14 protein-coding genes and 1 pseudogene are annotated in these 12,231 nt (G+C 61.3%); 11 read left to right on the top strand and 4 right to left on the bottom strand.

The features are described 5' to 3' along the window. Positions 1-50 precede the first annotated feature (50 nt). Both HYG82_RS37480 and HYG82_RS44360 read left to right on the top strand, forming a co-directional pair. Positions 51-779: a profilin-fold protein gene (locus HYG82_RS37480; RefSeq protein ID WP_179262732.1), complete on the top strand. Its 729-nt coding sequence runs from the start codon at positions 51-53 to the stop codon at positions 777-779. A 31-nt stretch (positions 780-810) separates the two neighbouring features. After that, the gene (locus HYG82_RS44360; protein WP_284145005.1) at positions 811-933 is read left to right on the top strand and encodes a hypothetical protein; all 123 of its coding nucleotides are present in this window, start codon (positions 811-813) and stop codon (positions 931-933) included. A gap of 99 nt (positions 934-1,032) precedes the next feature. On the opposite strand, the gene HYG82_RS37475 is transcribed toward HYG82_RS44360, so the two are convergent. Beyond that, entirely contained in the window at positions 1,033-1,308 is a 276-nt protein-coding gene (locus tag HYG82_RS37475; protein WP_179262730.1) for a PadR family transcriptional regulator, read from the bottom strand. A 198-nt stretch (positions 1,309-1,506) separates the two neighbouring features. On the opposite strand from HYG82_RS37475, the gene HYG82_RS37470 reads away from it, so the two are divergent. Next, on the top strand, positions 1,507-2,076 hold the full coding sequence (locus tag HYG82_RS37470) for an NUDIX hydrolase (RefSeq protein WP_179262728.1): 570 nt from the start codon (positions 1,507-1,509) through the stop codon (positions 2,074-2,076). Between the two features lie 64 nt (positions 2,077-2,140). Here the strand turns inward: HYG82_RS37470 and HYG82_RS37465 are convergent, their stop codons facing one another. Together HYG82_RS37465 and HYG82_RS37460 are read right to left on the bottom strand one after the other, a co-directional pair. Continuing rightward, complete coding sequence (locus tag HYG82_RS37465; RefSeq protein WP_179262726.1) at positions 2,141-3,364, bottom strand: hypothetical protein; 1,224 nt, start codon at positions 3,362-3,364, stop codon at positions 2,141-2,143. A gap of 264 nt (positions 3,365-3,628) precedes the next feature. Further along, positions 3,629-3,820 carry an HVO_0649 family zinc finger protein gene (locus HYG82_RS37460; protein WP_179262724.1) on the bottom strand — a complete coding sequence of 64 codons (192 nt, stop codon included), beginning with the start codon at positions 3,818-3,820 and terminating at the stop codon, positions 3,629-3,631. A 104-nt stretch (positions 3,821-3,924) separates the two neighbouring features. Between HYG82_RS37460 and HYG82_RS37455 the strand changes: the two genes are divergently transcribed. From HYG82_RS37455 to HYG82_RS37420, 8 genes are all read left to right on the top strand, one after another. Further along, positions 3,925-5,817, top strand: a complete 1,893-nt coding sequence (locus HYG82_RS37455; RefSeq protein WP_179262722.1) for a bacterio-opsin activator domain-containing protein — start codon at positions 3,925-3,927, stop codon at positions 5,815-5,817. A 112-nt stretch (positions 5,818-5,929) separates the two neighbouring features. Then, on the top strand, positions 5,930-6,115 hold the full coding sequence (locus tag HYG82_RS37450) for a DUF1328 family protein (protein ID WP_179262720.1): 186 nt from the start codon (positions 5,930-5,932) through the stop codon (positions 6,113-6,115). Positions 6,116-6,351: 236 nt separating this feature from the next. Continuing rightward, on the top strand, positions 6,352-8,277 hold the full coding sequence (locus tag HYG82_RS37445) for an aldehyde ferredoxin oxidoreductase family protein (RefSeq protein ID WP_179262718.1): 1,926 nt from the start codon (positions 6,352-6,354) through the stop codon (positions 8,275-8,277). Between the two features lie 269 nt (positions 8,278-8,546). Beyond that, complete coding sequence (gene fen, locus HYG82_RS37440) at positions 8,547-9,524, top strand: flap endonuclease-1 (protein ID WP_179262716.1); 978 nt, start codon at positions 8,547-8,549, stop codon at positions 9,522-9,524. A gap of 170 nt (positions 9,525-9,694) precedes the next feature. Then, on the top strand, positions 9,695-10,069 hold the full coding sequence (locus HYG82_RS37435) for a rhodanese-like domain-containing protein (RefSeq protein ID WP_179262714.1): 375 nt from the start codon (positions 9,695-9,697) through the stop codon (positions 10,067-10,069). 196 nt (positions 10,070-10,265) lie between these two features. Next, entirely contained in the window at positions 10,266-10,481 is a 216-nt protein-coding gene (locus HYG82_RS37430; RefSeq protein ID WP_179262713.1) for a hypothetical protein, read from the top strand. Then, positions 10,474-10,986, top strand: coding sequence for a hypothetical protein (locus HYG82_RS37425; protein WP_179262712.1), 513 nt, complete (start codon positions 10,474-10,476; stop codon positions 10,984-10,986). The genes HYG82_RS37430 and HYG82_RS37425 overlap by 8 nt, the downstream gene beginning before the upstream one ends. Positions 10,987-11,362: 376 nt before the next feature. Then, positions 11,363-11,557 (top strand): hypothetical protein, encoded by a 195-nt coding sequence (locus HYG82_RS37420; protein ID WP_179262711.1) that lies wholly within the window; start codon positions 11,363-11,365, stop codon positions 11,555-11,557. Positions 11,558-11,743: 186 nt separating this feature from the next. Here the strand turns inward: HYG82_RS37420 and HYG82_RS44820 are convergent. Next, positions 11,744-12,115 (bottom strand): annotated as a pseudogene (locus HYG82_RS44820) (DUF7522 family protein). Between the last annotated feature and the right edge of the window lie 116 nt (positions 12,116-12,231).

Genomic DNA, 12,231 nt, shown 5'->3' with positions numbered 1-12,231 from the left:
TACACCGAGCGAGCGCAACAATTACCGGTCCTCACCCCCTTCCTCGGGTGATGACCGACGGACCCGAGGCGGACGTCGAAGCAGTAGACGAGATCGCCGAGCGGCGGGACGAACTCGCGACCCGCGTCAGAGCCCACGCCGGCGAGATCGCACGCGAACTCGCAGTGTTGCAAGGCGGTGACTACGGCCAGGAATCGTTCGATACGGACGGGGGCAGTTGGACGCTCAAGTACGAAGCAGGCGACGTTCAGTACCTCCGATTCGATCCGAAATCCGGATCGGAAATCTACGTCGTCTCGGACAAGCGCCAGCCCGAGCCCGACGCCCTCGAAACGGCGATGGCTGACTACGAGTCGTTCGTCGCGGCGTACAACGAGTTCGTCCGCTCGTTGGACGGCTTGCTCGCGGACGTCCCCCCTACTTTTCCCGAGGTCGAATCGACGGCCGAACTGGTCGCCGAACGCGACCGGATCGTCGACCGCATTCGTGACGTCGGCGACGCGATGGCGGGACAACTCCACAGGTACGACGGTGAGTACGGCACCTACGCCACGACCATCTCGGGTACCCGCTGGGAACTGAAGTGGGAGGGCGATCTGGCGTCTTACCTCCGAGTCGGGGGCTCGAGCGGTACCTACCTCATCTCGCAGTACGGTCCGCCGGCAGCGGCGGATGTTCGGAGACTTGCAGCCGACGTCCCCGCATTCGTCACCGCGTTCAACGACCACGTGGCGGATCTGGAATCGGATCTCGAACAAATCCGGTTCGAGGACGTCTAACCGCTATCTCCCCACGCTTGCCGCCTCGTCGATGGGTCAAGAGCGATATCGAGCATCGGCCGAATCCGAACGCTCGATCCCGGAACTCGGAGTAGTACAGTCCGACCGGGAAGCCGTCGGCGAACACTGGCGCCGAGAGCGAGAAACGTGCTGACGGCTGCAGTTGGCTATGGGATTCGATCCTGAACGACGGTCCCGATGCAATGTAGAGCGTTTCTCGGTACCTGTACTCGAGGGAGGACAGCGAGAGGAGTCAGACGTCGACGTACTGGTCGACCCACTCCTGGCGGCGCTGCAGCGCGCGTCGGCCTTTGGGCGTCAGCGCGTAGTAGTTCGTCCGTCGGTCGAGTTCGCCTTTTTCGACGAGTTCCGTCTCGACGAGCGTATCGAGATTCGGGTACAGTCGGCCGTGTGTGACCGGCTGATCGATGTAGCTATTGATGTCGTCGAGAATTTCCTGTCCGGACGGTCGGTCTTTTCCTGCGATTACGTACAACAGGTCGCGTTGGAAGCCAGTTAGCTGGTCCATGGATCACCCTCTGAGTGACGACCTTCACCGGTCTGTGGTTTTGTTATAGAGCTGGTACGACAGCGTCACGGTGGGGAACGCACTGCATAGGACTGTCCTGGGGGACCGTAACCAGCGATGAGCGGGCGGATCGTCACCCTCACCCGAATCCGCGGACGCGACGGGGCGTTTTTGACGATGACTGCCGTACGGGCCGCTATGCCAACAGATCCACTCGCCTGGGAGACCCGCGAGCGGCGAGTAGCCTACAGTTGTCCGGGGTTCGAAATCGTTAACGAATCCGTTCGCCTCCCCGATGGCACGGAAGCCGAGTTCGACTACCTTTCGGAACCGGCGAGCGTCTGCATCCTCCCGTTTACGCCTGCCGGTGACGTCGTCTGCATCGATGAATGGCGGCAAGCCGTCTCCAGAATCAACCGCGGACTCCCCGTCGGCGGCATCGAACCCGAAGACAGCGATCTCGAGGCCGCGGCCCGTCGGGAACTAGCCGAGGAGACCGGCTACGAGGCCGAGAGTCTCGAGCCACTGGTGACCGTCGAGCCGGCAAACGGGATCGCCGACAGCCGCTTACACTTTTTCGTCGCGGAGGGATGTCGACCGACCGCGGAACAACGACTCGATCACAACGAGAGCATCCGACCGACAGAGGTGTCCCTCCAAGACCTGACCGATTCGGTAGCCGACGGTGATATCCGTGACGGCCGGACAGTACTTGCCATCTCGTATTATGGGCTGTTCGACGCGAAGCGCGATTCGACTCAAAAATAACGAAATAGCGAACTGCGTTCGGTTTGCGGGCCGGTTGTGGCGGACCAGCGAGACCGCTCGGTCCTCAGCCCGTCTCGTTCGTTGCGTTGCCGCCAGTCTCGTTTGCTCCGCCGTCGGTCTGGTTTTCGGTCTCGTTTGCCCCGCCGCCGGCTTGTTGCTGGAGGGCTTGCTCAAGCCCTTGCGTTTCGCCGAGGGTGAGTGTCTGGGCGGTGCTGTTTTCGACCGTCATCGACCCTGCGGAGACCGAGGGGATCGTCTCGCCCATCGCCGTCTCGTTACCGTCCGTGGTCGTTTCGGTAGCGTTCTCGGTCGTTTCGTTGTCTGCCATGGCGGTTTCGTTCTGCGTCGCGTTGCCAGCGGTTTCGTTCTGCGTCGCGTTGCCGGCGGTATCGTTCTGCGTCGCGTTGCCGGCGGTATCGTTCTGCGTCGCGTTGCCGGCGGTATCGTTCTGCGTCGCGTTGCCAGCCTGTTGAGTCTCGAGGGTACCGAGGGTCATGGACTCGAACGTGACGTCGTCGACGTCGAACTGTTCGATGGTCAATGATTCGATTTCCTGCGTGGTTTCGTTTCCGTCGGTCGCGGTGGCGTTCGTTTGATTACCACCGTCACCGCCGTCACCGCCGTCACCGCCACCACCGCCGAACAGGCCGCCGATGAAGTCCGAGATGCCGGAGAGGATACCGCCGCCGTCGCCACCTTCTTCGACAGTCAAGTCCTCGATCGTCAGTTGATCCGCGTTCATGGACTCGATCGTCAGATTCTGGACGGAGACGTTACTCGCGTTCTCGTCGATCACCTGCTGGAGGCCCGTCTCGGACTCGTTCTCGGTCTCGTTGGTGTCGCCGACTTCGCCGCCGTCGGTCTCGTTGTCGGCCATGCTCTCGTTTTCACCGCCGCCGAGTTCTGCGAGGGAGACGTTCTCGAGCGACAGCGATTCGAACGAAGCGTCCGAGATCGTCACCGGCTGAGTCGTCTGATTGCCCGTAGATTGATTCGCTGCCGACTGGTTCCCGTTCGTTTCGTTTAGCTGCTGCTGAAGATCCGTGTCGCCCTGCACGTTCAACTGCTGAACGGTGAGTTCTTCGATCGTGGCGTTCTGAACAGTAAGATTCTCGAGTTCGAGCGTGTCGACCTGTACGTTCTGAAGCGTTGCGCTCGGTTCCGATTCGCCCATGTCTCCGGAGTCGCCGTCTGCGGCCGTAGTCGCACCAGCGAGGGCGGGACCCCCCGAAAGCGTGACCAGGAGCGCGACAAACGCGACACCGATCGTTCGCGGTCGTGAAACCATGCAGCCCGACGTACAGCGGTTCTCGGGCTAAAACGGGATGACTGTTACGAGATTATCTCAGGGAAAACAACCGTTATGTCCGATTTCGCGATTTCGCCTCGAAAACGAGGGCGGTCCCATCGCGGCTTCCGGCGATCGACGGACGCTCAAGCGTCGGGTTACCCGCAAACTCGCGACGAAACCTCCGGTTGTCGACCAAAACACACGTACGTTCCCTCGAGAGACCGAGAGGCGACCCGACCCGACCACGACCACGATCAGAACCTACTCGAGTCGGACCTCTCTGGTCTCGACGGCGCTGCAGGACGGACAGACGAACTGGTACTGGACTCGGCCACCCGAGGTCGTGACGCGCCAGCCGCCCTCGGTATCGACGTAACCGCACTCCGGACAGCGTAACTCCGATTCGTCGAACTTCTCTCGCAGTCGTTCGAACGGCGACCGATGCACTGACATGTGTTATACTATGACGTGGCAACATATAACATGCTAGCCTGCTCGCCGACGACGGCCATCTTCCGATCACAACGGTTCTTAGTCGTCACATCGTAGAGAGTGCTATGAACGATGCCGACGCGGAGCACGGTAGCGACATCACCGAGACGGATGGAGCTGCACGTGCCCTCGAGTACGTCGTCGATCCGGTGGTGGCAGTTACCGACGGATCGATCACGTTCGCGAACGAGGCCGCCAGAAAGGCCTTCGAAATCGGCGACTCCGATCGTGACGCAGCGACCGCACTGGGTGCGAGATGGAATCGTCTCGCGACGGCTATCAACGAAACCACGGTCGGCACCGCACGCCGGATCGATTTCGAAGCCAACGGGAGGAACGCGCGGATCCACCGCGGAGCCGACGGTGCAACGATCACGTTCGACCGTCGCGAGGCCGGTGCCGACACCGACGAGACTGACGGCTCACTGAACGGGCCGAGTGATCGCCAGGTCAAAGACCGCGCCCTCGAGGAAGCACCGGTTGGGATCACTATCTCCGATCCCGGACGCGAGGACAATCCCCTGGTCTACGGCAACGAGGCGTACGAAGAAATTACCGGGTACGAATTTGACGAAATAGTTGGTCGAAACTGTCGATTCCTGCAGGGCGAGGACTCTGACGAGGACGCGATAGCCGAAATGGCGGCGGCGATCGACGACGAGCGGCCCGTCACCGTCGAACTGAAGAACTACCGGAAGGACGGCACCGAGTTCTGGAACGAGGTAACGATCGCACCCGTCCGCGACGAGGACGGTCGCGTGACTAATTACGTCGGTTTCCAGAACGATGTTACTGCGCGCAAGGAGGCCGAACTCGCGCTCGAGCGCCGAACCGAAGAACTCGAGTACATCCTCGACCGCGTTGAGGGACTGATCCAGGACGTCACCGCCGTCGTCGCCGGATCGACCGACCGCTCGGAACTCGAGGCCGAGGTCTGTACGCGGATCGCCGAAGAAAACGGCTACCAAGGGGTCTGGATCGGCGAACGAAATCCCGCGACCGGGACGATCGACGTTCGCTCGAGTGCGGGAGCCGACCCTGAGGCGGACAGTATCGAGATCGATGCTGCCCATCCCGCTACCGAAACGCTCGCGTCGGCTCGGCCAGCCGTCGATACCGATGACGGGACGACACGCGCCGCGTTCCCGCTGTCGTATAACGACATCGAGTACGGCGTGTTGACGGTCCGGACGGACCGGGACCGGGCCGTCGACGACCGCGAAACCGTGATCCTCTCGGCGCTCGCCCGTGCGGTTGCCAGCGGGATCAACGCGCGCGAAACCAGCCGCGTCCTCGCGACCGACGCCGTCGTCGCCGTCGAACTCGAGTTGACGGATCAGTCTCTGGCACCCGTCGCCCTCTCCGCGGAAGCTGACTGTCGGCTCGAGTATCGCCGATCGGTTCACCGCACCGGCGACGAGACATCGTCGTTGTTTACCGCAACCGGGGCGAACGCCGACGACCTCGTGAAGGCTGCGGCGGATCTATCGGACGTCGACTGTCGCATCGTCGTCGAGCGCGACGACGGATGTCTCGTCGAACTGAGCGGCGCGAATGACCTCGTCGGCTGGCTCTCCGAGCGCGGGACCCGCACGCAGGCGATCGAAAGCGAGGACGGCCGGGCCCGCGTCACCGTCGAGATTCCCCGATCGGCGAACGTCCGCTCGATCGTCGAAGCCGTCGAAGATCGCTACGCGGGAACCGATATCGTCTCATTCAGACAGCGCGAGCGCGACGGCGAAACCAGACAGGAGTTCGCGGCCCGCCTGGAGGAGACGCTAACTGACCGCCAGTTCGGCGCGTTACAGCGGGCCTACCTCGGCGGCTACTTCGAGTGGCCTCGCCCGACGACCGGCGAAGAACTCGCCCAATCGATGGGGGTATCGCGACCGACCTTTCACGAACACCTGCGGACGGCCGAGGCGAAACTCTGCCGTGCGTTTTTCGGTGATACGTAACGTCCGCGTACCGATTACGTTCACCGCTCAAAACCTGTAGCCCCCGCCTAGACCGACAAACGGTCACGGACGGTCGCTGCCGTTTATATGGCTGTTCGTGGGAGTCGGGCCTATGCTTCCGTTCGTGACGCCGCTGCAGACTGGTGGTGGCTTCCTGTACTGGGCGATCATCTTCTTCATCCTCGCGATCGTCGCGGCCGCGGTCGGCGCCCGCGGCGTTGCTGGGGTCTCAATGGAGATCGCGCGGATTTTCGTCCTCATATTCATCATCCTCGCCGTTGTCGCCTTATTGTTATAGTCGCGCCATCGGCTCGCAGTTTCGTTCTCGACCCATCGCCGTGGTTTCGCGTCGAGTACCGGCGGTTGCGGTGGTAGAAAACGCGCACGTCTCCGAACCCGTTCGACCGAGTTCGCGGTCAGTTCCCCCCGATCGTCGCTCAGGACGAGGTCCATATCGTCCGTAACCGGTACCGGTTACACCCGGTTGTTAATACCTAACAAGCTGGCCGTCGTAGATAAAAGGGAACGATTACTATGACCGAATTCGGTGGATTTCAGGACAGGGTGGCTCGCATCGACCTCTCGGACGAGGAAATCGCGTACGAGTCGATCGACGACGAGGACGCGAAGAAGTATATCGGTGCGCGCGGTCTCGGGGTAAAGTACGTCTTCGATCAGGGGCCGGACGTCGATCCGCTCGGACCCGACAACTTGCTTGCGTTCATGAACGGGCCGTTGTCGGGCACGCAGGTGACGATGAGCGGCCGGATCGCCGTCTGTACGAAGTCGCCGCTGACCGGCACAGTTACCGACAGCCACCACGGCGGCTGGTCGGGTGCCCGCCTCAAGTGGGCCGGCTTCGACGGATTGCTCTTCGAGGGAGAGGCCAACGAACCAGTCTACGCCGTCGTCGAGGATGGCGAGGTCGAACTCCGGGACGCGTCCCACCTCTGGGGGAACGGCTTCCACGAAACTCGCGATACGATCGAAGAAGAGGTCGAGGGCTCCTACGGGAAGAACCTCAGCATCATGGGGATCGGTCCCGGCGGCGAGAACGGCGTCAAGTACGCCTGCATTATGAACGAAGACGACCGCGCCTCGGGTCGGGGCGGTACCGGTTGTGTGATGGGGTCGAAGAACCTCAAGGCGGTCGTCGTCAAGTCCACCACGAAGATGCCCAAGCCAGCCGATCCGGAGACGTTCCAGGAGGGCCATCAACAGGCGATGCAGGCTATCCAGGAGTCGGAGGTCACCGCACCCAACGAGGGTGGGCTCTCGATGTACGGGACGAACGTCCTGATGAACATCGGCGAGGAGATGGATGGCCTCCCGACGAAAAACGGCCGCTACACGTCGACCGAAAGCATGCGCGAGGCGGAGGGCGCCGACATAGACGCCGAACGCGTCTCAGGCGAAAACGTCCGCGAGAACATCCTCGTCGACGAACCGACGTGTCACTCCTGTCCGGTCGCCTGCAAGAAGGAAGTCGAAGTGACGGCGATGCACAAGGGCGAGGAGATGAACGTCCGAACCGAATCCTACGAGTACGAATCGGCGTACGCGCTCGGACCCAACTCCGGTCACACCGACCGCGATGCAGTCGCCCTCATGATCGAGCGCTGTAACGACATGGGCGTCGACACCATCGATACGGGCAACATGATGGCGATGGCCATGGAGATGACCGAGGAGGGCAAACTCGAGGGCGTCGGGGAGTTGGACTGGGGCGACACCGAGACGATGATCGACATGATCGAGCGGATCGCTCGGCGCGAGGACGACTTCGCCGACCTGTTGGCCGAGGGGCCGCGCCGGGTCGCCGACCGAAAAGACGCCCACGAGAACTCGCTTGCGGTAAAAGGACAGACGATCGCCGCCTACGACCCTCGCTGCATGAAAGGCATGGGCATCGGCTACGCCACCTCGAACCGCGGAGCCTGCCACCTGCGAGGCTACACGCCCGCCGCCGAGATCCTCGGTATTCCCGAGAAGGTCGATCCCTACGAGTACGAGGGGAAGGGCGAACTCACTGCCCAATTCCAGGACCTACACGCCATCAGCGACTCCTTCGACATCTGCAAGTTCAACGCCTTCGCCGAGGGCATCGAAGAATACGTCCTGCAGTACAACGGGATGACCGGCCGTGACGTCACCGAAGAGGAACTCCTCGAGGCCGGGGAACGAGTCTACAACTTAGAGCGCTACTACAACAACCTCAATGGCTTCGACGGCGCTGACGACTCGCTACCCGCCCGCTTCCTCGAGGACGGAATCCACGGACAGGGCGCGAGCGAAGGCGAGTACTGCGAACTCGAGGAGATGAAAGAAGAGTACTACGAGCACCGCGGCTGGGTCGACGGCGTCGTCCCGGACGAGAAACTCGACGAACTCGGCATCGATATCGGCCCCGGAACGGGCGTCAGCGGTGAGGGCGGTGTGGCGGTCTCGGGTGACGACTGATCGCGGTGGTCGGTTGTCGACGTCCCCGACGGGGATTCCGCCCGGACGTAAATTGACACTCAGTTTTCATTTTTCGCACACAGATAGACTAATCCGCCAGGAAAGTCACCGAACATCCCCCAGTCGAACGATGGACAGATCCGACGGAGCGAACACGAACGGCGTATCGCTCGAGGGAAACGACCGAGAAGTCACGAAAGACCAGCTTGCACCGCGAATCCGATCGGGAAGCCAACGATTCAAATCCCAGTCGTCCCAAACGGTCTCCAATGGGAAACGCTGCACTTCGGGACATCGCCGTCATCGAGGAGATTCCGTTCGACGACATCGACGGTGTCGTTGCCGTCGATGCGCACAACTGGCTCTACCGCTACCTGACCACGACGGTCAAGTGGACGAACAGCGACACGTATACGACCGCGGACGGAACCGAGGTTGCCAATCTGGTCGGGATCGTCCAGGGACTACCCAAGTTCTTCGAAAACGACGTCACGCCGGTGATGGTTTTCGACGGCGGTCCGTCCGAACTCAAAGCCGACGAGATCGAGTCCCGTCGCGAACAACGCCGCAGCTACGAGGAGCAACTCGAGACCGCAAGAGAGGAAGGCGACGAGGTCGCGATCGCCCAGCTCGAGTCTCGAACCCAGCGGCTGACGTCGACGATTCAAGAAACCAGCCGGGAACTCCTTCGGCTGCTCGACGTGCCGATCGTCGAAGCGCCCGCGGAAGGGGAGGCACAGGCCGCCCACATGGCCAAACGAGGCGACGCCGACTACGTCGGTTCGGAGGACTACGACGCCCTGCTGTTCGGGGCCCCCCTCACGCTGCGTCAACTGACGAGCAAGGGCGATCCCGAACTGATGGATCTGGAGGCCACCCTCGATCACCACGAACTCACTAGAGAGCAGTTGATCGACGCGGCGATCCTCATCGGGACGGACTTCAACGAGGGCGTGTCGGGAATCGGCCCCAAAACGGCTATCGCGGCGATTACCGAGCACGGCGATCTCTGGAGCGTCCTGGAAGATCGCGGTGCCCACATCGAGTACGGGGACCGCATTCGACAGCTGTTTCGCGACCCCGACGTGACCGACGACTACGAGTTCGACGCATCGCTCGATCCGGACCTCGAAGCGGCGAAGGACTACGTCACCGACGACTGGGAAATCCACGCCGGAGAAGTCGAACGCGGCTTCGAGCGAATCGAAGAGAGCGTCACGCAAACGGGACTCGATCGCTGGACGTGACCAGCGGGCCGTGATCGGTATTCGATTTCAAACGGACGGCCACACTTGCGGTGAACCGCTGGCGTAGCGAGGTGGTTCGATGGTGCAACGCGGTATCCGTCTCCACAGTCGACCGTCGCCGGGACGCCCGAAACGTTACGGTTTTGTGTGCTTGCTACAATACAACACCAATGAGCGGTATCCGCCCGAACGAACTCGACGAGCGCCTCGAGGCGGCATCGAGAGGAGATCTCTTTCTCCTCGACATTCGCCCGAAGTCGGCCTACCGGTCGAAAGCCATCGAGAACAGCCATAATATTCCCGTCTACGGCGATCTGCGCCGCGGCGACGAATCGACGCTGCGAGATCGGCTCGATGAGATCCCGAGGGATGCCGAAGTGGTCGTGGTATGCAAGATGGGCATGGTCGCCAAACGGGCGACCAGTTTGCTCGATGACGAGGGATACGACGCGGCAACGCTGACGGGCGGCATGAGCGGATGGACCGGCTATCAGAACGGATCGCTGGGATACAAAATACGGTCGCTGGTCTGGAATCTCCGATAACGGATGCTGGCGCTTCGGTAACTCGGTCCACAGCCCATCGCAATCCCGCATCTCCGAACAGGCGGGGTCAGTCAGAGACGCTGCGACTGCACTGGACGACATCGCAGACCACACCGAACGGACAAACGAAGGCATACGGGAGATCCGAGACGCGACCGAACAGCAGGCGGAATCGATCGAAGACGTCGTCGATGCCGTGGCGGTAGCGACGGATATCAGCGACGAGGCCGCCTCGGAAGCGGAAACCGTCGCTGCGGCCGTCGAAGAACAGACGAGCACGCTTACTGATGTCTCCCACAGCGCGAACGATCTCACCGAACGAGCGACGCTCTTGACCGACGCGATGAATCGGTTCGAGACCGGTGATCCCGACGCGACGGACCACCAGTTCAGGGTGATCGGGGATGACTGATCGAACGCGAGGACGTGACGGCACTGACGCGACACGCATCGAACGCCGATCGGTGTTCGCCGCGATCGGATCGGCGGCCGGGACCGGCGGATTCGCCGGGTGCAGCCGCGTACTCGGTGACGACTCCGACGGCCCCGACGTGACTACCGACCTTTCGGTCGGCGTCCCGGAGTGTCGCCCGGTCGAGTCGACGGCGAACGTCACGTTCGACGGACCGACGATCGTTCACGTCGACGGAACGATGCCGCTTGATACGTCGTGTCACTCCGTCGAGCCAACCGTCTTCGGCAGGACGGACGATCATACGGTCGTGCTCGAACTGCGGACGGACGACGGATCGACTCTCGACCGCATGCGCAACTGCGGAGAGTGCTCGGCCGAGAAGGCTCCGATGGCCGAGTACGAGGCGACGGTGACCTTCCACGGGTATTCGCCGCGGGATCTGTACGTCGTCCACGACAGCGCATTCGGGAAGGTAGAAGTAACTCACGCGTACCGAGACTAAGCGACTCATGCCCACGAAGGCTGCTGGAACTTCACTCCACGCGGATGCTTCCGTGGCGTGAACGACCGTGATCACGGGGCTCCGGATTCTCACCTCGGTCTATCTCGTGGTCGTAGTTCGACGCCGGTGTCGAGACCCAGTAACCGCACACGACGAGCATGGAACTCGAAATGCACTGCGTGCCAATACTGGGCCGCGACAGAGAACTAACGGTTCGTAATTGGGGAAACGAGCCGGTTCCATTCTCGTATCGAGTCTTCCCGTCGCTGTCTGTCTCTTCGCGAGGACACGGAGCGCCCCGTGCCACAATCACGTTACCGACTCCATTAGCTATGGCCAGTAGTTTCTTTGGTGCTGCAAGTCTCCTTTCGGTAGAATGACCGAGACGAAGTGGCGCAGGAAAACCATAGAAGGTCTAGCCGAAGCGGTCGCTTCTGAATACATCGAGCGAGATCTGTTGCCGGGCCGAATTATCGACGACGTCACCGGCTATCTCGAGAACGATGAACCCCTGGAAGCGCTCGAGGTGATCCTGGAGACTCGTCAGGGGTACACGCGACGGGAACCGTGAGCGTTTCACGCCGGCGCTGAGTCGTTTGTTGGAGGGCTATTGTCTCAAAGCGGAGATCGATGAGTTGGTTCGGTTGTAGTGTGCGCAGTGGTGGTCCTCATATGTACTGTGGCAGGCGTTAGCAGCTGACCGTACTACGATTGGATGTCGACGGTAGAACCCGCGATATCGCGAGAGCATCGCCGATTAGCCGTCGTATTTGGAGTCAGCATCGAGAGATAAATCCACTATTTCACGGATGTCGTCGATCGCCCCAGCGTCAACCGCAACCATTACTCCGTTAGTTTCGCCCATGATATAATGGAGTTCCGTCGCTTCCGCAAACCATCGAGCCACACGCTACAGTTTACCATGCGTATACATCGACTCTTGTTGGTCATTCCCGATCGCCTCAAGCCGGGCCTCTCGAAAAACCCGCTTCCGAACGCCCGTCGCGTAATGATCCGTGTCGTCCTCGCGAATGTATACTATCTCGTTCTCGTCGCCTTCACAGCAGCTAACGCTACGCAGTTTGCTACCAAACCGGTCTTCGAATCGTTCGCAAAGCTGGTCTGTCACCGAAGTTATCAGAGACAGTTCGCCACACGATATCTAATACGTTCGTCGGTCGGGGAAAGCAGGTGAACGCACGGAGAACCACGCGAATTCCGGGTATCGAAGAGGGCTGTAGCGAC

It is taken from the genome of Natrinema halophilum (assembly GCF_013402815.2).
Taxonomy (GTDB): Archaea; Halobacteriota; Halobacteria; order Halobacteriales; family Natrialbaceae; genus Natrinema; species Natrinema halophilum.
Note: the sequence above shows the minus strand (reverse complement) of the source record. Positions and strands in the feature narration are given on the sequence as shown.